Genomic DNA, 21,696 nt, shown 5'->3' with positions numbered 1-21,696 from the left:
TTTTGAAAGTTTTAGAGTATGAAATTTTATTTAAATTTGATCTTTATTCAATTCTCTAACCCAATTCATCATGATTTTAGGAGTATACTGGTACTTTAAATTCCCTGAAAATCTATACCATTTCAAGTTTTTCAGGTTTTTTGAAGGTTACGGAGGCCATGCAGATAATGAAGCAGAACTGGTTGCAAGAGTTCAGGTGAGCAACATTGAAAACCTCATCAGGCAACTTGAAGAATTGAAATTACAGTTCAAAAGAACGTATTTATCGCTTGCTATCAAAGAGGATCAGCTTATTATTAGTATTGGAGATCATCAACTTTTCGATTACCATTTTCAGTTTGCAAAGAAAATAGAAGATGTGTTGATCCAAGAAAACGCAGAATTATTGGGTTCAGACAGCCCCTTTAAAGCCCAGCTCAATAAAAACTATCCGCCGAAAAGAGAAGATTTTGAAAATATTGAATATCGGTTTATTCAAATTGTGGGTTCGGAATTTAAAAAAAATAATGCTGAAAACCTCTCAATAAGAATCGACTGCAATCTGCCCTTAGCAGATAAAAAAAACTTCATCGCTGATCTGATCCCGATATGTCAGGAAGAAAATATCAATGTATTCTATTACAAAGATTATGATTTTAATAATCATTGTAATCTAATGCTGTTTTTCAGCAATGGACAGCAGAGGAAAGATGCTATTCAGACTGTTCATGTTAATTCATTCGGAAACAAGGTAAGGCAGCTCAGTCAAAAATATTCACTTCATTTCGGTCATTTTGGAGGATTAAGCAACTATCCTCAAAACGGCCCTCATATTGAACTGATGATAGATGAGGAATATATTATAAACAAAAAATAAAACCATTTTAATTTAATAGTATGATTAAGTTTAAATATGTCATTTTGTACGTGGAAGATGTGGAGCAATCCATGAACTTCTATAAAAACACCTTTGACGCTGAAATAAAATTCATTACTCCGGAAAAAGACTATGGAGAATTACTTACCGGAGAAACCAGTCTATCTTTTGCTTCCATCAGCTTAGCTGGCTCAAACCTAAAAAAAGGTTTTCTATCCTCTAAAACAGAAGCAAAACCATTTGGAATAGAACTTGGTTTTGTGACTGATAATGCGGAAGCCTTGGTAGAAAAGGCGGTTAAAAATGGTGCCGAACTGTATGAAGATATCGCAGTAAAACCTTGGGGGCAGAAAACAGCTTACATTAAGGATCCTGACCATTATTTAGTAGAAATCTGTACTGAAATTCAATAAATATTCTTCTTCGTGGAAATAAGAAAACTACAAAAGCTATCCTCCAACCCCAGCCTGAATTGGGGACATAATGGATATACAACAGATAAAATTTATTCTGTTTCTTCTATAGAATACTCCAATTCCTTTGAATTTACTTTAAGGGAAAAGTCCTTGTCTTATACTAAAAACTGGAAGACTGATTCTGATGAACTGGAAGAACTGAATGCCATCATTGAAAAAGACAACTCCTTTGGAGTGTTTGCAGATGGTGAACTCCAAGGCTGGATCATTGGTGAGCACAGAATATGGAACAATAGTTTTTATATAGAAAATATCCTTGTTAATGAAAAATACAGAAGACAGGGATTCGGAATTATACTGATTAAAAACGCCATCAAAGAAGCCCGAAGCCTCAACTGCCGGGTCATTGAACTTGAAACCCAGAACACCAACTACCCTGCCATACAGTTTTACAGAAGAATGGGATTCAATATCACAGGACTGAATACTAGATTATATGATAACCCTGATGAAATTGCTCTTTTTATGACTTTAGATGTTGATTAATTCTAAAATTAAAGACACTATTTTTAATATCATTTCTCAATAATCGTTTTATTTTATTTATTTAAATTAAAACACTTGCCGGTGTCTTATTTTTTTTATACTTTAGTTATCAGCAAATTAAAAACATTAATTACTATGAAAAATTTAAAAAAATTAAAGAGAAGCCAATTGGTGTTAATTAGCGGAGGAGATACAGCCTATGCCTTTTGTTTAGATGGCGTTTGTCCTCCAACCCACGGATCCTATTATTGTAGCGGAGATATCTGCTACAGATCAACTGGTGGAGGTGGTAATACTGGAGGAGGCCCTGGTGGTGGAACCCCTTGCCATGAGCCACAACGTTTCTGTCAGGAATGGGAAACAGGATGTGGATGTCATTATTAAAGTTAGTTGTTAGATAAAAATTAGGGCGGTTTTTTACCGCTCTTTTTTTGTGCAATCTAAAAAAAACCGGAAAGGATAAAAAAGGAAGCCAATAAAAAATTCTTTTACAAAAAAAACCGCGCCTTGGTGGCGCGGTTTTCATATATATAATTCTGTAAATTAGAATTTAAGATCTCCATTCACTTCTCTTACTGCATTTGCAGCTTCAGCGAATTTCAATTGCTCTTCAGCAGTCAATGTTACGTTTACAATTGATTCTACACCGTTTGCTCCGATGATAGCAGGAACACCTAGGCAGATATCGTTTTGTCCGTACTCACCCTCAAGCATTAAAGAACAAGGGATCATTTTCTTTTGGTCACATGCAATAGCCTGAACCATTACAGAAACAGCTGCACCTGGAGCATACCAAGCAGAAGTTCCTAATAATTTAGTAAGGGTAGCACCACCTACTTTAGTTTCTTCAATTACATATTTTTGTTTTTCTTCGTCTAAGAATTCAGTTACAGGAACACCATTTCTTGTAGCCTTGCTCAATAATGGAAGCATACCTGTATCACTGTGAGCAGCGATTACCATACCATCAACATCAGAAATTGGAGCTTCTAATGCTTCTGCCAATCTATATTTGAATCTTGCAGAGTCTAAAGCACCACCCATTCCGATGATCTTGTGCTTAGGAAGACCTGAAGTTTTGTGAACCAAATAAGCCATAGTATCCATTGGGTTAGAAACCACAATGATGATTACTTCCGGAGAGTGTTTTACTAAGTTTTCAGTAACTTCTTTTACGATACCTGCATTGATACCAATTAATTCTTCTCTAGTCATTCCAGGTTTTCTTGGAATACCTGAAGTGATTACTGCTACGTGAGAACCTGCAGTTTTGCTGTAATCTCCTGTTGTTCCAGTAATTTTTGTATCGAATCCGTTAAGAGACGCTGTCTGCATCAAATCCATTGCCTTACCTTCAGCAAATCCTTCTTTAATATCTACCAAAACTACTTCTGAACAGAAGTTCTTCATTGCGATGTATTCTGCACAGCTTGCTCCTACAGCGCCTGCACCTACTACAGTTACTTTCATATTGTTACTTTTTAAATTATTTATTTTTGTTAGTTAAGTTTAAAATTGAAACTCCCCAAATTTAATAAATCCTGAAAAAATGAGCAATTTTTCAGAAATTTAATTAGAATTAAAAGAAATTAGTTGACGTTCAGTAAAAACGTGTATAGTTTTTTCGCTCCGGAAAGCACTTCATGATAGTTTTCCTCTGCAACTTCCGTGTCCAAAACCTCTTTAAAGTTCTTCCACATAGGTCCGGTATTCTCCTGATAGCATCCAAAGAAATTAAAAGTTACCTCATCAAAACCTTCCGTTTTAGAAAGCTGTTTTGCAATAACGTTTCCGCCCAAAGTAGAACCTTCAATCACATACATCGCCCCCAAAGCTTCATTTTCATTCTCAAACTCCAAAGGGTGAGAAACAGCCTTATTTTCCAGAGAAAGACTTTCAAGATCCTTTTCAATAAGGGAAAGCTTCTTTCTGTTTTCAAGCTGAAGTTTTTCAGCATACTTCTCAGAAAGACTGTTGAATATTTTATCTTCACTGTGAAGAAGCATCAGGTAATTGGTATGGATGATCTTTTTATAATCTTCTAATGTGAAAGTTTTATTAAAAATCTTTTCAGAATTAAAAAGCTTCTCAGCTGCATCGTGATATTCTGCTGTATTTTGTTTAAGATATTCTGATACCATAATAACGTTTTAAAAGTTTCTCAAATGTAAGGTTTTTTGAACGTTAAAATGAAGGAAGTCCCCTCTTTATTGCTCTCATAATCTACATTTCCTCCTATTCTTTTCATGATTCGGTGTACTATGGATAATCCTACTCCATTTCCTTTAAATTTCTTCGCATTATCCATCCTGTTGAAGATTTTAAACATCTTATGCTTCTCTTCCTCAGGAATACCGATTCCGTTATCTGAAATCCTGTAAATAATGGTTTGCCCGTCTTCCGTCCCTTCAATTTCCACCTTTGGCTGATCTTTATGGGAAGAATATTTCACTGCATTGTTGATGATATTCAAAAACACCTGATGAAGCAGGGTTTTATCTGCCATTACATCCGGACATTCCTTAATGATAATTTCACTTTTAGGACTTCCGTAAGTCATCTTCGCATTTTCAGAAATCTTGTAAATGGTATTCAGGGTAGTAAGGCTCTCAAGCTGAATATCGCTATGCTTGGCCCGGCTGAGCTGAAGCACATCTTTCATCATTTCTGCCATATTATCAATTTCTTCAATGATGGTATTGATCTTTGTTTTGCTCTTCTCAGAATCATCAGTAAGGTTCCCCAAAAGCATTTGGGCATTCAATTTCATCACTGTTAAAGGCGTTCCCAAATCATGAGAGATTGTATAAGAAAAGCTATCCAGTTCTTCATTCACCTTTTTAAGCTCATCATTAAGCCTTTTGATCACATTATAGTTCTTATGAGAAGTTTCCAGAATCAAATCTCTTACAGCCTGCACCGCACTTACATTTCTGGAGTTCCATCTCTTGGAATGGCCTTTAATATTCTCTGTAAAAATCTGGAATGAGGTTCTGGGAGAAACCATATGCTTCTCTTCCCCATTCTCAGAAAACACCTCTATTTTTTTTTCCGGATTACCAGCCCAGTTAATATGTTCGTCAAACTCTTTACGGAACCAGATCAGCATTTCATTTTTATCTCTTTCGATGAAGTAAATAATGATTCCGGCGGCATTTTCAGATAGGTTCAGTTCTTTCCCATGATTTCTAAGGAAACTTCGGTTGATATAAATACGATCGGTTGTATTTTCCAAAGCCCACTGTCCAATTTTTTTAATTTCATCAATGGCAGGAGTTGTTCCATCGGTAACTATATTTTCATCCGAAACAACGGCCAGACCATCTGCTTCCGGTAAATTTTTGATATCCGGTTTACTTTCAACAAGAGAATCAAATAAATTATGATGCTTTAAAAATTTTGTTTTCAGCTGAGACAGTTTCTCATTCACTTCAAGACGATAGTTCAGTTCTTTTTTTGATTTAAAAGAAGAATAGGCATTGGCTGCCAGGGCTGTAAATATCCCTGCCTGCACTCTGTCTTCAAGATCCACGTGTTTGGGCTCTACATTTTGACAGGTCACCAGCCCCCAAAGATGGTTATCGATAATAATGGAGACACTAAAGCTGGAGGAAACACCGGAATTGATCAGGTATTGCCTATGCACAGGAGACATCCCACGCGATGCTGAAAAACTAAGGTCAATATTTGTATTGATTTTACTCACAACAGGAACCGTCTCCGTATGTACATTACTGAATATTCTTTTTCTTTTTTTAAGATAAAGTTCACGGGCTTGTCTTGGAATATCAGATTCAGGGTAGTGAAGCCCAAGGAAACTTTCCATATTCTCATCTTTCTTTTCGGCTATAACCTTTCCAGAGCCGTCCATCATAAATTTATAGACCATCATTCTGTCATAGTTCACCACTTTGGTGAGTGTTTCCAGTAAATGGTTCCAAAGTTCCTTTTCGTCATCTATGACATAAAAATTGTCATATTTATTGGAAATTCTTTTATCAGGATTCACTAAAACCTCTTCAAATTCCAGAAAAATAAAACCTCCGCTTCTGAACACAGAAAAATGATATTCTTTATCCTTAATAAAGATTTTATCAAAATACGTTTCATTTTCTCTTCTGGTGAATCTGTTCAGTGATGTATAGATATCTGAATCTATAATAGGTTGAAAACTTTCCGGAAAGTCCGAAAGTTTACTGTCGAACAACTCGTCTAGGTTTCCGATTTTAAATATATCCGATATATTCCTGCTGAAAAAAGTAATGGAATGGGACTCCGCATCAATGCCAATCAAATAACCAAAACTTTGTATAGAGCCTGGAATATGGATGGGTTCATCGTGGCATTCTACAAAATTCATATAACTATTCAGTCTATCAATCAAATATAAGGCTTTTTTTAACTGTATTTTTTTTGTGGTATTTTTTTTTCCTCCACACGGATGGTTCTATGATTTTACTTGAAAAAACAGCATTAAAACATTCTCCTTTTTCAAGTAATTTTAATAGGATATCTCTAAAATATACGAAAAAAAATACAATATCTATGTTTTTAACTATTAACCCTGATTCATAACATGAATTAAGGATTATTAACCAGAATAATTGGTTTATTTAAACATTTTTAGCTAAATTTATATCACCAAATAATGAATATGAACAAAATCTATTGAATTATTCACAATAAATTCAAGATAATAATTAAATACAAATAATACTATTATGAAAAAGTTCCCATTAATTTTATTTTCTTTGGTCCTATCTGTAGGATTATGGAATCCCTCCGAAGCATGTACACGAGTAGTATACAAAGGTCCCCAAAATACCATTCTTACCGCCCGTTCTATGGATTGGCGTGACGAAATCCCGGCTAATCTGTGGGTTTTCCCAAAAGGAATTGACCGTACCGGACAAACCGGACCCAAATCTGTAAAATGGTCTTCCAAATATGGCAGTATCATCAGTTCTACATGGGATATTGCTTCTGCTGACGGAATGAACGAAAAAGGACTTGTGGCCAATATGCTGTGGCTAGGGGAATCACAATATCCAAAATTCGATCCCAAAGGAGGTAAAAAGGGGCTTGCCATCTCATTATGGGCACAATATTATCTTGATAATTTTTCAACAGTAAAAGAAGCAGTGGATTTTTCAAGAAAAGAACCATTCGTGGTAGTAAGTGATTATATTCCGGGAACGGAAAGATTTACCACCATCCATCTTTCCCTTTCTGACGCGTCAGGTGACAACGCTGTCTTGGAATACATCAATGGGAAACTGGTTATTCATCATGACCCGTCTTATACGGTAATGACCAACTCTCCTATCTTTGAAGAGCAGCTTGCTCTTAACAATTACTGGAAAGGGATTCCGGGTACCGTAATGCTTCCGGGAACCAACCGTGCAGCAGACAGATTTGTAAGAGCTTCTTACTATGTGAATGCGATTCCCAAAACGGCCGATATCCGTACCGCTGTAGCCAGTGTATTCGGGGTGATCAGAAACTGTTCTGTACCCTACGGTATTACTTCTCCCACAGAACCTAACATTTCTTCTACAAGATGGCGTTCTGTTTCGGATCAGAAGAATTTAGTCTATTACTTTGAAACTGTTTTTACCCCCAACACATTCTGGGTAGACCTTAAAGATTTTGACCTTAGTGCAAAAGGAAAGGTAATGAAACTGGATCTAAGCAATTATCAGACTTATCACGGCAAATCAAATACTGATTTCAAAGAAACTCCATCATTTAAATTCTTAGGTTTAGAATAATTTAAGCCAAAACAAAAAATGTAATCCTTAGGTATTCTGATCTGAAAAACACAGTCGGAAATACTTAAGATTTAGAAAATCGTGAATGCAGATTCAGGATTAGATAGGTGATCATTTCCTTCCTTTGGAGAAGTACAAATCGAAGAGTTAACGGAAGGATTTAAGCAGAAGAAGCATTATTATTTACCAGCACATTCAGTGCCTGAGCTCCGCTTTTTAAGGGTAGAGATAAAGCTTTTATGTTTAAAATAAAATTCAAATAAGCAAAAATTAAACAAATAGATATGGCCTTTTTTTCATTTAAAAAGAGAAGCCTGTTCCTGTGCATTCTTATGGGCTGGTTTTCAGCTAACGCACAGATACAGGATTCTTTACAGACCAAACCCCAACAACAGGAAGAAGATAATGTAAAATATCCGCAGCTTCAGATTAAAGGCCTTTTTCAGGCCCGTTATCTGGTGGGTATGAGCAAGGATGTAGATGTAAACGGGCTTCACCATTCTGATGGTTCCGGAACGAGCAATAATTTTATGCTCAAGTACATGAGAGTTCAGGTTCGTGCCCAGATCAGTAAACGAACAGAAGTTGTTGCCCTTGCTAACTTTGCCGATTTTAAGAACGATCCTAAAAGCAGAGTTCTAGAAAACGCCTATCTGAAGTATACATTCAGCCCCAAGTTAGCTTTTACCGTAGGACAGTTCAGGCCCTGGTTCGGGATAGAAGAAACTTATCCTATTGACATTATCAAATCTCTTGACTGGTCTAACCAATATTCTGAATTTGGAAAACTGGGTTGGACAAGCTTCCAGATCGGGCTTTCTGCAACAGGACAACTTAAACTTGGTGAAATTCCTTTTCAATATGCTGTTTCCGTAGTGAACGGAAATGGAAAAAACCAGATTAATGACAACGACAACGGAAAACAATACTCTACCCGATTGCTTTTCGGATTATCTAAAAAATACAATTTCAATGTCGGCCTGAATGGAGGTATTGGTGAGGTTTTCAGCAAAAAAGTATATGCGGTAGGAGTTGATCTAAGTTCAATGATTCAGTTTGACCCAAGATGGAGTCTGGATATGCAACTGGAAGCTAAACAGGCTACCAATCATATTCTATACAATTCTATTGCTCCTGAAGCAAGACCGGATAATCCGGATCAGTATCTGGTGCGCGGTGTTTATTTTCTTCCGAATGTGAGATATGAAATCAATCACAAAAACCTGAGTGCCTTTGAACTGTCTTGTCGATATGAATACCTTGACACGAATTTCAGAATGGCTTCCAACCCAAGACAAACCATTACACCAATGGTAGGCCTGGAGTTTCTGAAAAATTATGGTGCCAGAATTCAGCTGGGCGTTCAGTTTGACCGTTACAAATATCAAGTAGAAAATACATCTCAATACAACAATAATCTATTCATTGTTCAAGTACAAAGTAGATTTTAAACGATTAAATAGTTAGTATTATGAAAGAAATTAATATTAAAAACGTAGCGATCACATTTGTTGTTGCGTTGATTATATGGTTCATTCCGGCTCCCAAGGGGGTAGCCGAAAATGCCTGGCATTTGTTTGCCATCTTTGCGGCCACCATTTTAGGAATTATTTTAAAAGCAGCTCCTATGGGCACCATGTGTATGATGGCCATTGCATTTACAGCCCTCACGCAGGTTGTTGCTCCGGGAGATGCCGGAAAATCAATTACAAAGGCACTTTCCGGATTTGGAGATAAAGTGATCTGGCTGATCGGGATCTCATTCTTTATTGCCAGAGGATTTATCAAAACTGGTCTTGGGAACCGTATTGCCTTTTTATTCATCAGGGTTTTTGGTAAAAGTTCATTGGGATTAGCCTATGGACTGGGACTTGCCGATGTTTGTCTGGCACCCGCTATTCCGAGTAATACGGCAAGAGGTGGAGGAATTATCTATCCTATCATGAAATCTATGGCGATAAGCTTTGACTCTGTTCCTGAAAAACCGGAAACTCACAGAAAACTGGGTTCATTTTTAACATTGAACAGTTATTATATGAATCTTATTGCTTCATCTATGTTCCTTACAGGGACTGCAAGTAACCCGATGTGTCAGAAGTTTGCAGCCAACCTGGGAATAGATATTACATGGATGTCTTGGGCAGCTGCGGGTTTTGTTCCCGGTGCGGTAGCGTTCTTTGTAGTTCCGTTGGTACTGTACAAATTATATCCGCCTGAATTGAAAAAAACAGGTGATGCCCCGAAAATGGCTGCTCAAAAATTAAAAGAAATGGGTCCCATTTCCAGAAACGAATGGTTGATGCTATTGGCTTTCTTTATTCTGTTGGCTCTTTGGATATTTGGTGGAGCACTTTCTATTGATGCTACTACAACAGCATTTATTGGATTAACATTATTGTTATTAACCTCAGTATTAACCTGGGAAGATGTAAAAGGTGAAAAAGGAGCATGGGATACTATCGTTTGGTTTGCCGTATTGGTTATGATGGCAAGTTCTTTGAATGAACTGGGCTTCATTGGCTGGTTCAGTAACCTTATCAAAGTACAAATCGGAGGTTTAAGCTGGCAAGTGGCTTTCCCTGTTATTATTGTAGTCTATTTCTTCAGTCATTATATTTTCGCAAGTGCTACAGCCCACGTGGCTGCCATGTATGCCGCATTATTGGGTGTAGGAGTTTCTTTGGGAATTCCACCAATGTTATTGGCTATGATGCTAGGTTTCATGGGTTCAATTTACGGAGTACTTACCCATTATGGACACGGCCCGGCTCCGGTATTCTTCGGAAGTGGATATGTAGACCTAAAAGCCTGGTGGGTAAGAGGTCTTGAAATAGGAATTGTTCTATTAATTATCTACATGGTTGTTGGAGGTCTTTGGATGAAAGTTTTAGGATATTATTAATTATTAAATCAAATATATGTTATCAACATTGTTAAGAAAAATGCTGATGTGTCTCACGGGACTTTTTCTGGGGTTCTTCCTGCTGATTCATTTTCTGGGTAATCTCCAGCTGTTTCTTCCGCAAGAGCAGGCACATTTACAATTTAATGCCTATTCGCATTTTTTATCAGGAAATATCGTTATCAAAATAGTTTCTTATGTTTTGTATGCCAGCATCATTCTGCATGCGGTAGATGGTTTATTCATCACTTTAAAAAACAAGAAATCAGGAGGCGGTTATCAGGCTGACAAACGTGGAAGAGCCAGTAAATGGGCTTCCAGAAATATGGGAATTCTGGGAACATTAATCCTGATCTTTCTGGTGATTCATTTTCAAAACTTCTGGTACGTTTACAAATTCGGAAATCCACCTTTGGATGAGAATGGAAATAAGGACTTATACATTTTGGTAGTAACGGTTTTCAAGGAATGGTGGTACGTTCTTATTTATGTCCTTTCCATGATTGCCCTATGCTATCACCTAATCCACGGAATACACAGTGCTGTAAGAACTCTTGGGCTATACCACCCTAAGTTTGTAAAATGGTTCAAAACCATTGGGATTGCTTATTCAATCGTCATCAGTTTAGGTTTTGCGCTGATGCCCATTTATGTATTCTTTACTTACCATTAAACAGACCTATCATGATTTTAGATTCAAAAATACCACAAGGCCCATTGGAACAAAAATGGGATAACTATAAAAAGAAAGCTAAGCTCGTTAATCCGGCCAACCGTAAAAAACTGGATGTTATTGTTGTAGGAACAGGTCTGGCAGGAAGTTCCATTGCTGCTTCTTTAGGTGAAATGGGTTACAATGTCAAGTCATTTTGCTTTCAGGACAGCCCCAGAAGAGCACACTCTGTGGCAGCACAAGGTGGTGTAAACGCCGCTAAAAACTATAAAAATGACGGTGACAGTGTCTACAGAATGTTTGTAGATACCCTAAAAGGAGGTGACTTCAGAGCACGGGAAGCCAACGTTTACCGAATGGCAGAATGCTCCCTAAACCTCATCGATCAATCCGTAGCTCAAGGGGTTCCTTTCGGACGTGAATATGGTGGTTATCTTAATAACCGTTCCTTCGGAGGGGTTCAGGTAAGCCGAACGTTCTACGCCAGAGGGCAAACGGGACAGCAACTTCTTTTGGGAGCTTATCAGGCCTTAATGAGGCAGGTAGGAAAAGGCTCTGTTCAATTATTTTCAAGACATGAAATGCTTGATCTGGTTACCATTGATGGTAAAGCCAGAGGAATTATCGTAAGGAATTTAGACACAGGAGAAATTGAAAGACATGCAGCCCATGCTGTAATACTGGCAACAGGAGGTTATGGAAAAATCTATTACCTTTCTACATTAGCCATGGGATGTAACGGCTCTGCTATCTGGAGAGCCCATAAAAAAGGAGCTTTAATGGCTTCCCCAAGCTGGATTCAGGTACACCCTACTTCCCTTCCGCAATCGGGAGATTATCAATCTAAATTAACATTGATGTCCGAGTCACTGCGTAATGACGGTAGAATCTGGGTACCCTTGAAACAAGGTGAAAACAGGTCTCCCAATGATATTCCTGAGAGTGATAGGGATTATTATCTTGAGAGAAGATATCCTGCTTTTGGAAATTTGGCTCCAAGAGATATTTCATCCCGTGCAGCGAAAGAAAGAATTGATGCAGGATTTGGAATTGGTCCTCTGAAAAATGCGGTGTATCTTGATTTTTCCAAAGCCATCAAGGAACAGGGCAAGGATAAAATTCAGGAGAAATATGGGAACTTATTCGATATGTATCTTAAGATTACAGGATATGACGCCTATAAAGAACCAATGATGATTTCTCCATCAGCACACTTTTCAATGGGTGGACTTTGGGTAGACTATGAACTGATGACTACTGTTCCTGGATTATTTGCTTTAGGAGAAGCTAATTTTGCAGACCACGGAGCCAATAGACTGGGCGCCAATTCTCTTTTACAGGCTTCTGTAGACGGTTATTTCATTGCTCCTTATACTATTGCCAATTATCTGGCTAATGAAATTCATACGGGAAAAATTTCACCGGATGCTCCTGAATTTGAAAAGGCTGAAAATGCAGTTAAAAACCAGATTCAGGATTTGATCAATATCAAAGGAACTAAAACTGTTGATTATTTTCATAAAACATTAGGAAAGCTCTTGTATGATTATTGTGGATTGGCAAGGACTGAAGAAGGTCTGAAATATGCCATTCAGGAAATAAGAAAATTAAAGCAGGAATTTCACAAGGATGTAAGGGTTTCCGGACAAGGTGATATGATGAATACAGAACTGGAAAAAGCAGGTCGTGTTGCTGATTATTTTGAGATTGGAGAATTGATGTGCTATGATGCCTTAACCCGTAATGAATCCTGTGGAGCACACTTCAGGGAAGAATACCAGACCCCGGATGGCGAAGCACTGAGAAATGATACAGATTATCAATTTATCTCTGCATGGGCATGGACAGGTGAAAACGGCGAGCCTGAACTAATCAAGGAACCTTTGATCTTTGAAGAAATACAGCCAACGGTAAGAAGTTACAAATAAAAAACAAAAATTATGGATTTACACCTTAAGATATGGAGACAGAAAGATAGAAAAAGTGAGGGAAAATTGGTCAATTATGATCTAAAAGGCTTAAACTCCCACATGTCTTTTCTGGAAATGCTGGATACTTTAAATGAAAAACTGATCACCGAAGGAGATGAACCTGTAGAGTTTGATCACGACTGTCGTGAGGGAATCTGTGGACAATGCGGAATGATGATCAATGGTATTGCACACGGTCCTCTAAAACATACTACAACATGTCAGCTTCACCTACGCTCTTTTAAAGATGGTGAAACTATTTTAATAGAACCTTTCCGGGCAGAGGCTTTTCCGGTGAAGAAAGATTTAAAGGTGGATCGTTCTGCCTTTGACAGAATTATTTCTTCCGGAGGTTTTGTATCTATAAATACAGGGCAGGCTCCCGATGCTACGGCTATTCCAGTTACTCACCAGACTGCTGAAGAAGCTTTTGATTCTGCTGCCTGCATTGGATGCGGGGCATGTGTTGCCACCTGTAAAAACGGAAGTGCTGCGTTGTTTACTTCAGCAAAAATTACGCATATGGTATTACTTCCCCAGGGTAAAGAAGAAAGAAGCAAGCGTGTTCTGGATATGGTTTCGCAGATGGATGGCGAATTATTCGGACACTGCTCTAATACGGAAGCCTGTGAAGTGGAGTGCCCACAGGGAATTTCAGTACTGAATATTGCCAGAATGAATTTTGAGTATAACAGAGCGTTGTTTTTTAAGAAAAAAAACTAGTTCAAATAGAAAAGAGGGCCAATGGTCCTCTTTTTTGTTATCAGTGGCACGTTCTTTTATTTATCCCAATTATTTTTTATCCTCTACAATATTCTTGGGATCATTATCTTTTTGGGATCATTTTCATCGTACATAATCTCTATGCTGCCATGTTGGGGCACAGAGGAAAGGTTAAGTAGGTTGACAATCTTTTTGTAGACAGCAATATGTTCATTTCCTCTAAAATCCTTAAAACTAACCTGAAACATAAGTTGTGGCTGATCATTGATAGTTAACCCTGTCTGGGTAACACTGAGTATATTGGCTTCTGCATTTCTTCCCGAAAACAGAATGCGCTCTTCTTTTTTATTTTTAAAAAATTTCCCGAAAATAAGTTGAAAGGTCAGCACAAAAATGATTGTCATGATTCCACTGAAAATAATGGGATGCATGAATGTGAGAAACTGCCATCCAAAATCAAAGGATTCTCTCTGATAAAAATAATAATACAGCCCCACTACATAAGCTATCAATAACAGGACAAACAGGCATCTTAAAATCATACCTGACTTATTGAATTCTACTTTCTGATCACTTAAAACAAAGTAAGGTTCCTGTGATGTATCGGGATTCAGCAGCAGCTTTACCGTGCCTCCCAAATCAAATCTTTTTTCCTGTGGTTTGGAGTCATGGAACATCATTTCATGCTCAATCGAGATATTCCTAAGGTTAGGAAATGAAAGAACAAGTTGAACAACATTCATATTGGATTTCGGAATGTATTTAAGAAGCTTATAGCCAATGATTTTCGCATCTCTTGGCGTTCCGTTTTTCAGAATGGAATGAATTGTATTTTTCTCCTTAAAGGTTTTTATAAAAAGACTATTAATAAAGAAAATAATCACATACAGCCATATCAACAAAGAAAAACCGAGATACCCATAGCTCACAGCTAATGAATTTCTCGGTTCTGTTGCTATTTCCTCTGTCATCATATAAATGAAAATCGGAAATGGTATGCAGAAAAAAAGGATAAAGATTCCCCAGAAAATGATCATAAATTTCATAACTGTTATTTTGCGGTGCGAGATAAAGTTATGACATTATTATTTAATGGGCTTCTCTTCTGTTAAACCTCTTTCTCAAAGTAAAGTCTATAGTATTTTCCTTTGTCATCTTCACCCATTTCAAGCTTCTGCCTGTCTCCGTGGATGTAGATGTGGAAGTTTTTATCTAGCTTAATGATACTTTTGAAGTGTCTCTGGGTCTTTTTTACCGCTGCTTCACTTATTGGAAACTCTTCTGCAATATTCACCTGCATATCCTGTTCGTAATCGGTTTTAAAGTTGACAAAGCTTTCAATTACATGTTCATCTCCCAAAACCTCATTCGCAAATTCATCCAGCTTAAACTCTTCTTTTTCCTTGAAGAAGTTGATGGATTTATTCAGGAAATCTGCCTGATCAGCCTTTGAAACCTCAAATTCCTGTGGTAGTTGCTTTGTGATATAGTCTTTGTACACCATTAGAGCTTCCTGAGTGTGGAAGTACTCATCATCACGTTGTTTTACCTTTAAGAAATCCTCGAACCAGTAATACATATCACCGTTTTTGTTGTTATCAACTACAGAAAGTACGTATCCGGTGTCTTTATTATTATTGTAGATCAGGGCTGCTTTATCAATTTTAGATAAACCAATTCCCATATCTTTTTCTATGTCAAATGTTTCATCCTGTGGATTAATTTTCAGGAATGATTCTCTTTTTTCAGTTTTGAAAATTCCGATCTTGTCTACTCTATCCGGACGGTCACTTTCATCTTCAAAAAGAACAATGAACAATTCTCCTCCCTGAACTCTTGGGTTTTCAGCCGCTTCGAAAAGATGTTTTGCAATATTTTCAGATTCCCAAATAAACTTGGACTTATCTTCAAAAATTTCAGACACTGCACTGTAAACCGGGTTATTCACCAGGTAGGTATCACTGTAAAAATGGAAAGTTTCTTCTGATTTGAAAGAACCTAAAAAGTAATTCTCAAGCATTTCTGCCATCCCCTCCTCAAGCTTCAATTCCTCCTGGGAAAGTGTTAAAGATTCTCCGTTAATCTTATTTCCGACTCTGTGTACTATTATTTTTGAAAACATCTTCTGAATATTTGGACTGCAAAGATATTCATTCTATTCTTTATTCGAAACTTAAAAACAGGAATGATTTTGTTTTTGAGTTGTACAGAATTTTTGAACCTTAAAAGTCACAAAAGCTTTATTTTAAAATACTTTAGTTCACCTTAAAAGTTTAAAATAATACTACAAAATCTTTTACCTCAAATAAATTAAGTGTTATAATTTTTTGTGGTTTAGCTTACGGTTAAATTCTTTCTATTTAAAAGTGTTCCTACTTTCCAATTTGATAAAACCCTTATCATTTTGAAATGCTTTCGTCATATTAAAACCTCAACCAAAACAACACAACACATTAAAAATCAAATAATTAAAACAAAACAACATTCAACGGAATACCATTGGCTTCATCATTTGAAAACATGGAAAAAATGGACTTGAAAACATTAAACAGAATAGACAAACTAAGAAGGTTAAAAAGCAGGGGACCTAAGACTCCCAAATGGCTAAAGCCTTACCACATGCTTTTTATCGCCTTTTTAACCATTTTCATTTTTGGAGCTATTATAAAACTACTTGAGCAAAACCACATTTAAAAAAATATAATATGAACTATTTACAGGCCGTACAGGAAATCACAGAACTGGTTCCTGATTTTGAAACTGAACTTAAGGAAAATAAAAACCCAGGTTCGTATAGTGTTATCAGGACATTCACAGAGCGCATTAAAAACATGATCCGCCAGAATGACAGTAATCTGCTACTCAAAAGCTTACAAAAGATGGACAAAATTTACACCGATGGTGATGTCACATTAAAAAATGCAATTGAGAACACTTTTATCTATTCTTTGGACAATTTTACAGCTTTTTGCAGTAAGGAAGACAGAAAAATGATATTTAGTCATATTTCTTCTAGCCTTAAAAGCAGCTATTCGAGACAAATTTACACTCACGGTACATAAAGCTTTTATTACATTTTTTACCCGTTTCATTACAAAGTGTTTAAATTAAACAAAATTAAAAATAACTCACAATCAATAGATTATGAAAAATAAAATCAGAAAAATTTCAGACTGGAAAACCTGGAAAACAACGACTAACAGACACAATTCTGAGATATTACTCACTCACATCGCTGTCATCGTTGGTGTATTTATTATTGCGGCCTGCCTTTAAATTTTGGTATACATTTAGCTTCAATAAAAAGTGTTTGAAAAATTCTTAATTATGATGAAAGTACAAATGCAAACTATTAATCAAAAAATAGCTGTTGAATACTTAAAATTTTTCTATCCGCCACTTCGCAAGGAAATCATGCAGTTATCTGTACATGATAATTTTGCAGGAATCATGCAGGCAACCGTTAATTATCTGAAAGGCCTGCTGCAGGAATCTAAGATCAACATTATAGCCCATCACATCAAACTTATGGACGGACTTTACAGGAATGGAAATTCTTATGTAAGAACCATGATTGAAAACATCTTCATAAGATCTTTTGAAAGCTTTAAAAAGCACGCAAAGATCCAACATTGGAAACTTCTTTATCATTATATGCCTGTGAGCTTCCAGATAATTTATAATGAACAGCAGAAGCAGGATCAGATGTACTTTGGGAAATAATCAGCTTTTATAGAGACGAAATCTCAAAGGGTGTAAACTGACAGGGTTGCTTACCATGTCTTCCGATATCTTTTATCGAAAAAGAGCAGGGAATATATGTTGTAGCAGTTTGATTCTTTTAACTTTTTTTGCCATTTCGTCTTTTGCTTTCCTCTTATAAAACCCTTACTTTTGCAAAAAAACCAATGAAATACTCTTTTTATGCTGCTGCGATGTTATTATCCCTGATCTCATGTGGGAACAATGACAATATAATAGATGATCCAAGGCCAATTGATCATGAGATCCGAAATTTTGAATTCAAGAGTTACGCGGTAAAAAATACGGTTTTGTATACCGGTTCAATGGGGCAAAAATCATCTCCTGATGAATCTTATTTGAAAAACTACTGGAGTACTTATCAGGAGCCTGCCTGGAAAATCATCAGCCTTGATTTGAAAAACAATTCTATAAAATTGATTTCAGGAAATTCAGCGAATATATCATATCCTATTAAAATCGTTAATGACTCTGTATTAATTAATGATAGCAGCAATAAGCCTAATTATCTAGGAGATTTCAATAAAAACAATGCAACATTTACTCTAAAAAGGACTTTCAGGTATATCAAAAAGGCTCCAAGAGATCATGGAGCGCTATTTATTAGCCAAAATACAGATTTTGGGATTACTCAATATGAAAATGCTTTTGGGACTGTTTTTACTTCTCCATCGGAAATGACAGAAGCAAATGATACGGTTCTTTGGAGCAATATAGAATATCATTACAAATCATTGTAAATTATACTTATGTTAGAAAAAGAAACTCCCCAAACAGATTTTTTGCTTGGGGAGTTTTTTATTTCAATTGATAGACCCTTATGGCTGAATAAGGAGCCTGATCCATCTCTACTTTATACATTTGTCTGTTATTCAAAGAATCGGCAATTTCCATATCTGCACTAAAGGTATCTTCGGCTTTCAAATTATCAACATGGACTGAAAACCAGTCTGAATAAGTATTGGAACCTTTTATCATGATAGGAAATTTATCTTTCCAGATCACTTTACCCTCTGTTGTTTTTATGGATAGTATTCTTCCGCTTTTACCAATATTCTTGAAAGAAATCCTCTGAACATTAGATCTATTTTTCATGGAATATTCTTGCTCCATTTTTCCTTCTTCAATAACTGGAGCATTCAGGGTATAGATATCCCTTATTTCGTATTTGCCATACTCATCAAAGAAGTTTGTCCCATTTCGTTTTTCTTCATCCATTTCTCTGATATTCTTAGGTATGGCGTTGATAAAATCTTTTTTTGTGAATCTATAAACTGTTGCTGTGTCTTTCTGATTTTTATATAAATCTACAATCCCGTAGTAATTGAGATCATACGTATCCTTCTTGACCAATTCTTTACAAACAATCTCATTTCCTTCTATTCTTTCAATCTTTAAAGCTTTCCCTTCATACACCATACTTCCAAGGCGTTTAAGAATATAAATCTGATTTGGATTGATATTATCAACGCTGCTTCTTCTAAAGTCGCCCTCATATTTAATCATTCTTTCATCAACCTTTGAGGTCCGATAATCCATGATGATTTTCTCTCCGAAATAATAAAAATAAACATACGGTACAAAAACCGCCAAGGCAATCAAAAGATATCCAGTCTTAAAGCCCTCTCTTTTTTCTTTTACAACATGGGTATATGACAGGGAATCATGTAAACCGGTTTTCCAGAAAAAAGAAACTGCATTGAAGGGTATATTCCTGTAAAGGCTTCTTTTGAAGATATCTGATATGGATGGCTTTTCTGCGGTATCATTAATTACTCTTGATTCTGTAAGAAATTTCGCCGGTGTAGAGCCAAACAGAATTTCAAAGAAAGGATAGTAGATCAATCTTACAATAGCAATTAAAATAAGTGCGCCAAATTCATTGTTTAGCTTTTCCTTAAAAAAAGAAATTTTGATAAGATATGCCTCAAACAGATTGAAAACCAATGGACAGAAAACAAGTAAGATAATAAATGTGTCTATCAAAAAATGGAAAAACCGCTGTATTTTAGGAGTATCTTTTATAACTGTAGATGTTTCTGTATGGGCTATATTCAGTACTTTTTTACTCTTTATGAGGGTAAGGATTTTATAGCTTAAAAAAATATACAGGGCGGCTATCACAGGATAAAAATACATCATCATTCCCATGCTTGATCCTATTTCTGTTTCTATCTTCTTTTTGGTGTAAAGGAAATAAAACAAGGTATTAAACATTCCCTGAACATTCGAAATCAAGATGATTGAAAACACAAATGCAATTAACCGAGTATCTCTTTTTTTAAGCAAAAATATAATACTGCCGACAAGCAATAAGGATAGTAAAAAGACTTCCCAGACATCAAAAGCATTCTTTGTAACGCCTATGAAAAGTGTCATTGGCTTCAACAACCAATATAATCCGACATATTTTCTTTCATCAGAAATAAATCCAAGACTGTTTTTAATGATGTTAAAAGTACTTATTGATAATATCAGTCCAAGTACTGAAACAACCAATGACGAAAATCCTACAAAATAATATTGCTTTTTAGAGTAAATATTCTCCATATAATTGATATTTCGGTAAAAATATAAAAAAATCCCAAGGCTTTTGCCAAGGGACATTCTTTTGATATTTCTCTAATAAAAACAGAAACCTACTTTTATTTTTTTACAAATACATTTTCAATGATCTGCAGTTCTTCTTTTTTCAGTTTTGAGGTCTTTTCAAGCTTTGCAATAAAAGTGGCTACTTCTTCAGGCGTTGAAGGTGAACCTAAATTTTCTCCCTTAGCATTAAATGAGTCTGCTAACACTTCTCCTTTAGGGTTTAAAATCAACCAAAAAGGAAGTCCTGCATTTTCTCCTTTATATTTATTCATGAGCGCCTGGCCGCCGGGATTTTCAAGAGATTTCTTTTCTCCTCTTTCCTGAACGTCTACATAAGCCGTAACAAACTTCTTCTCAAAAAGAGGTTTCGTTTCTGGAAGATTCATATTCTTTTCCATCACCTTACACCATTTGCACCACGAAGCATGAAACATTAACAGAACATTTTTATTACCCGATTTTGCTTCTGTAAGTGCTTTATTTAATACCACATCTGCTTTTTCCTGTGCTGTTCCTAACTGAAATAACAGTAAGGTAACCACTACCATAATCTTAGAATATTTCATTGAGTTTTATTTTTATGCTCTACGAATGTAGGAATTTTACAAGAAAAAGATTGTTCATTTATTTTAATTATTTTAAGTAAATAATTAAAGTAGAATACAAAAACTATATCCCTAGAATCAGGGGTTCTCTCCAATACGGGAAATTAATTACTTTTACATCCTATTAAAATAACACAGGAATGAAGAAGATTGGAATGTCAATCATTATAGCTTTGTCTTCGATGCTGAATGCTCAGACTCAACAACAGGTGGATGCCTTTTATGGAGCCATCAGCAGTAATGATCTATCCTTGGTAAAAAAGTTAACAGAACAAGGATACCCTATTAAAGCCGTTCTTTCTGATCAGATTTTACCTGTAAAGGCTGCTATCTGGAAGAAAAACTTACCAATGGTAGAATACATGGTATACAAGGGTGCCAATATCACGGCAGACAAAACCCTTATTGATACAGCCATTGAGTATGGAAGTCCTGAGATTACGCGTTATCTTCTCGGTAAGGGTATCTATGCTCAAAATGCATTGTATACTGCTATTTTTTATGAAAATTTTGAAATTGTAAAGGAATTATATATTAGCCATCAACCTCAGAAAATTGAAAGAGAAGATCTTGGAAAACTTCTGTTGCTATCTGTAAAGAACAATGATCTGGAATTTATAAAGAAGATTCCTCTGAAAGGTAAAGATTCTCCCATGAATCATTTTGACGAGGATGGGTACAATGCCTTGCTGTATGCCGTAGAAAAGAATTATACAGAGATTGCGAAATATCTTTTGTCTCAGGGAGCTGATAAAAAAGCCAGAGTCTCCTTTGAAACAGATAACGGAATTGTTGAGGGAAAGACTGCTTTACAGTTTGCAAAAGCCAATAAAAATACAGAACTTCTCAAGCTTTTAAAATAACCCACCACCATCACCAC

Annotated in this window: 22 protein-coding genes; 15 read left to right on the top strand and 7 right to left on the bottom strand. The window is 36.1% G+C overall.

Translation table 11 applies throughout. From position 1 onward, the window contains the following. The first annotated feature begins 70 nt into the window (after window positions 1-70). From C7D53_RS03535 to C7D53_RS03520, 4 genes are all read left to right on the top strand, one after another. Window positions 71-856, top strand: coding sequence for a hypothetical protein (locus C7D53_RS03535; RefSeq protein ID WP_106915001.1), 786 nt, complete (start codon window positions 71-73; stop codon window positions 854-856). A 20-nt stretch (window positions 857-876) separates the two neighbouring features. After that, window positions 877-1,269, top strand: coding sequence for a VOC family protein (locus C7D53_RS03530; protein ID WP_106915000.1), 393 nt, complete (start codon window positions 877-879; stop codon window positions 1,267-1,269). A gap of 12 nt (window positions 1,270-1,281) precedes the next feature. Beyond that, entirely contained in the window at window positions 1,282-1,818 is a 537-nt protein-coding gene (locus tag C7D53_RS03525; protein WP_106914999.1) for a GNAT family N-acetyltransferase, read from the top strand. Between the two features lie 135 nt (window positions 1,819-1,953). Continuing rightward, a complete protein-coding gene (locus C7D53_RS03520; protein ID WP_106915557.1) occupies window positions 1,954-2,202 on the top strand; it encodes a hypothetical protein in 249 nt (82 codons plus the stop codon). Between the two features lie 159 nt (window positions 2,203-2,361). Here C7D53_RS03520 and C7D53_RS03515 read toward each other — a convergent pair whose 3' ends face one another. From C7D53_RS03515 to C7D53_RS03505, 3 genes are all read right to left on the bottom strand, one after another. Beyond that, on the bottom strand, window positions 2,362-3,288 hold the full coding sequence (locus C7D53_RS03515; protein WP_076352473.1) for a malate dehydrogenase: 927 nt from the start codon (window positions 3,286-3,288) through the stop codon (window positions 2,362-2,364). A 119-nt stretch (window positions 3,289-3,407) separates the two neighbouring features. Beyond that, window positions 3,408-3,959 (bottom strand): biliverdin-producing heme oxygenase, encoded by a 552-nt coding sequence (locus C7D53_RS03510; protein ID WP_106914998.1) that lies wholly within the window; start codon window positions 3,957-3,959, stop codon window positions 3,408-3,410. 20 nt (window positions 3,960-3,979) lie between these two features. After that, window positions 3,980-6,178 (bottom strand): ATP-binding protein, encoded by a 2,199-nt coding sequence (locus tag C7D53_RS03505; RefSeq protein ID WP_106914997.1) that lies wholly within the window; start codon window positions 6,176-6,178, stop codon window positions 3,980-3,982. 361 nt (window positions 6,179-6,539) lie between these two features. Here C7D53_RS03505 and C7D53_RS03500 point away from each other — a divergent pair, with 361 nt between their 5' ends. From C7D53_RS03500 to C7D53_RS03475, 6 genes are all read left to right on the top strand, one after another. Then, entirely contained in the window at window positions 6,540-7,589 is a 1,050-nt protein-coding gene (locus tag C7D53_RS03500; RefSeq protein ID WP_106914996.1) for a linear amide C-N hydrolase, read from the top strand. A 284-nt stretch (window positions 7,590-7,873) separates the two neighbouring features. Further along, window positions 7,874-9,040 (top strand): porin, encoded by a 1,167-nt coding sequence (locus C7D53_RS03495; RefSeq protein ID WP_106914995.1) that lies wholly within the window; start codon window positions 7,874-7,876, stop codon window positions 9,038-9,040. 20 nt (window positions 9,041-9,060) lie between these two features. Then, window positions 9,061-10,491 carry an anion permease gene (locus tag C7D53_RS03490; protein WP_106914994.1) on the top strand — a complete coding sequence of 477 codons (1,431 nt, stop codon included), beginning with the start codon at window positions 9,061-9,063 and terminating at the stop codon, window positions 10,489-10,491. A 16-nt stretch (window positions 10,492-10,507) separates the two neighbouring features. Then, window positions 10,508-11,164 (top strand): succinate dehydrogenase cytochrome b subunit, encoded by a 657-nt coding sequence (locus C7D53_RS03485; RefSeq protein ID WP_106914993.1) that lies wholly within the window; start codon window positions 10,508-10,510, stop codon window positions 11,162-11,164. Between the two features lie 11 nt (window positions 11,165-11,175). Further along, entirely contained in the window at window positions 11,176-13,092 is a 1,917-nt protein-coding gene (locus C7D53_RS03480; protein WP_106914992.1) for a fumarate reductase/succinate dehydrogenase flavoprotein subunit, read from the top strand. Between the two features lie 12 nt (window positions 13,093-13,104). Next, window positions 13,105-13,857: a succinate dehydrogenase/fumarate reductase iron-sulfur subunit gene (locus C7D53_RS03475; protein WP_106914991.1), complete on the top strand. Its 753-nt coding sequence runs from the start codon at window positions 13,105-13,107 to the stop codon at window positions 13,855-13,857. Between the two features lie 83 nt (window positions 13,858-13,940). Here the strand turns inward: C7D53_RS03475 and C7D53_RS03470 are convergent, their stop codons facing one another. Both C7D53_RS03470 and C7D53_RS03465 read right to left on the bottom strand, forming a co-directional pair. Continuing rightward, a complete protein-coding gene (locus C7D53_RS03470; RefSeq protein WP_106914990.1) occupies window positions 13,941-14,903 on the bottom strand; it encodes a hypothetical protein in 963 nt (320 codons plus the stop codon). 62 nt (window positions 14,904-14,965) lie between these two features. Next, window positions 14,966-15,979, bottom strand: a complete 1,014-nt coding sequence (locus tag C7D53_RS03465; RefSeq protein WP_106914989.1) for a nucleoid-associated protein — start codon at window positions 15,977-15,979, stop codon at window positions 14,966-14,968. Window positions 15,980-16,562: 583 nt separating this feature from the next. On the opposite strand from C7D53_RS03465, the gene C7D53_RS03460 reads away from it, so the two are divergent. The 4 genes from C7D53_RS03460 (at window position 16,563) to C7D53_RS03450 (ending at window position 18,359) form a co-directional block, all read left to right on the top strand. Beyond that, the gene (locus C7D53_RS03460; protein WP_106914988.1) at window positions 16,563-16,919 is read left to right on the top strand and encodes a DUF7674 family protein; all 357 of its coding nucleotides are present in this window, start codon (window positions 16,563-16,565) and stop codon (window positions 16,917-16,919) included. Between the two features lie 82 nt (window positions 16,920-17,001). Beyond that, window positions 17,002-17,133, top strand: a complete 132-nt coding sequence (locus C7D53_RS21200) for a hypothetical protein (protein WP_262497851.1) — start codon at window positions 17,002-17,004, stop codon at window positions 17,131-17,133. A 51-nt stretch (window positions 17,134-17,184) separates the two neighbouring features. Further along, window positions 17,185-17,580, top strand: a complete 396-nt coding sequence (locus C7D53_RS03455; protein WP_106914987.1) for a DUF7674 family protein — start codon at window positions 17,185-17,187, stop codon at window positions 17,578-17,580. Between the two features lie 185 nt (window positions 17,581-17,765). Then, window positions 17,766-18,359, top strand: coding sequence for a hypothetical protein (locus C7D53_RS03450; RefSeq protein ID WP_162926068.1), 594 nt, complete (start codon window positions 17,766-17,768; stop codon window positions 18,357-18,359). A 58-nt stretch (window positions 18,360-18,417) separates the two neighbouring features. Here C7D53_RS03450 and C7D53_RS03445 read toward each other — a convergent pair whose 3' ends face one another. After that, window positions 18,418-20,169, bottom strand: coding sequence for an RDD family protein (locus tag C7D53_RS03445; RefSeq protein ID WP_162926067.1), 1,752 nt, complete (start codon window positions 20,167-20,169; stop codon window positions 18,418-18,420). Window positions 20,170-20,264: 95 nt separating this feature from the next. Further along, window positions 20,265-20,777: a thioredoxin family protein gene (locus tag C7D53_RS03440; protein ID WP_106914984.1), complete on the bottom strand. Its 513-nt coding sequence runs from the start codon at window positions 20,775-20,777 to the stop codon at window positions 20,265-20,267. 179 nt (window positions 20,778-20,956) lie between these two features. Between C7D53_RS03440 and C7D53_RS03435 the strand changes: the two genes are divergently transcribed. Then, window positions 20,957-21,679 carry an ankyrin repeat domain-containing protein gene (locus C7D53_RS03435; protein WP_106914983.1) on the top strand — a complete coding sequence of 241 codons (723 nt, stop codon included), beginning with the start codon at window positions 20,957-20,959 and terminating at the stop codon, window positions 21,677-21,679. Window positions 21,680-21,696: the final 17 nt, after the last annotated feature.

Origin of the sequence: Chryseobacterium aurantiacum (assembly GCF_003020585.1) — a bacterium.
Lineage (GTDB): Bacteria > Bacteroidota > Bacteroidia > Flavobacteriales > Weeksellaceae > Chryseobacterium > Chryseobacterium aurantiacum.
The sequence above is the reverse complement of the archived record's forward strand: the minus strand, read 5'-3'. Positions and strand labels throughout refer to the sequence as shown.

Bases quoted from the DNA above. Each gene is read 5' to 3' on its own strand.
- C7D53_RS03535 (WP_106915001.1), top strand. From the start codon at position 71: ATGATTTTAGGAGTATACTGGTACTTTAAATTCCCTGAAAATCTATAC.
- C7D53_RS03530 (WP_106915000.1), top strand. From the start codon at position 877: ATGATTAAGTTTAAATATGTCATTTTGTACGTGGAAGATGTGGAGCAA.
- C7D53_RS03520 (WP_106915557.1), top strand. From the start codon at position 1,954: ATGAAAAATTTAAAAAAATTAAAGAGAAGCCAATTGGTGTTAATTAGC.
- C7D53_RS03515 (WP_076352473.1), bottom strand. From the start codon at position 3,288: ATGAAAGTAACTGTAGTAGGTGCAGGCGCTGTAGGAGCAAGCTGTGCA.
- C7D53_RS03510 (WP_106914998.1), bottom strand. From the start codon at position 3,959: ATGGTATCAGAATATCTTAAACAAAATACAGCAGAATATCACGATGCA.
- C7D53_RS03505 (WP_106914997.1), bottom strand. From the start codon at position 6,178: ATGAATTTTGTAGAATGCCACGATGAACCCATCCATATTCCAGGCTCT.
- C7D53_RS03500 (WP_106914996.1), top strand. From the start codon at position 6,540: ATGAAAAAGTTCCCATTAATTTTATTTTCTTTGGTCCTATCTGTAGGA.
- C7D53_RS03495 (WP_106914995.1), top strand. From the start codon at position 7,874: ATGGCCTTTTTTTCATTTAAAAAGAGAAGCCTGTTCCTGTGCATTCTT.
- C7D53_RS03490 (WP_106914994.1), top strand. From the start codon at position 9,061: ATGAAAGAAATTAATATTAAAAACGTAGCGATCACATTTGTTGTTGCG.
- C7D53_RS03485 (WP_106914993.1), top strand. From the start codon at position 10,508: ATGTTATCAACATTGTTAAGAAAAATGCTGATGTGTCTCACGGGACTT.
- C7D53_RS03480 (WP_106914992.1), top strand. From the start codon at position 11,176: ATGATTTTAGATTCAAAAATACCACAAGGCCCATTGGAACAAAAATGG.
- C7D53_RS03475 (WP_106914991.1), top strand. From the start codon at position 13,105: ATGGATTTACACCTTAAGATATGGAGACAGAAAGATAGAAAAAGTGAG.
- C7D53_RS03470 (WP_106914990.1), bottom strand. From the start codon at position 14,903: ATGAAATTTATGATCATTTTCTGGGGAATCTTTATCCTTTTTTTCTGC.
- C7D53_RS03465 (WP_106914989.1), bottom strand. From the start codon at position 15,979: ATGTTTTCAAAAATAATAGTACACAGAGTCGGAAATAAGATTAACGGA.
- C7D53_RS03460 (WP_106914988.1), top strand. From the start codon at position 16,563: ATGAACTATTTACAGGCCGTACAGGAAATCACAGAACTGGTTCCTGAT.
- C7D53_RS21200 (WP_262497851.1), top strand. From the start codon at position 17,002: ATGAAAAATAAAATCAGAAAAATTTCAGACTGGAAAACCTGGAAAACA.
- C7D53_RS03455 (WP_106914987.1), top strand. From the start codon at position 17,185: ATGATGAAAGTACAAATGCAAACTATTAATCAAAAAATAGCTGTTGAA.
- C7D53_RS03450 (WP_162926068.1), top strand. From the start codon at position 17,766: ATGAAATACTCTTTTTATGCTGCTGCGATGTTATTATCCCTGATCTCA.
- C7D53_RS03445 (WP_162926067.1), bottom strand. From the start codon at position 20,169: ATGGAGAATATTTACTCTAAAAAGCAATATTATTTTGTAGGATTTTCG.
- C7D53_RS03440 (WP_106914984.1), bottom strand. From the start codon at position 20,777: ATGAAATATTCTAAGATTATGGTAGTGGTTACCTTACTGTTATTTCAG.
- C7D53_RS03435 (WP_106914983.1), top strand. From the start codon at position 20,957: ATGAAGAAGATTGGAATGTCAATCATTATAGCTTTGTCTTCGATGCTG.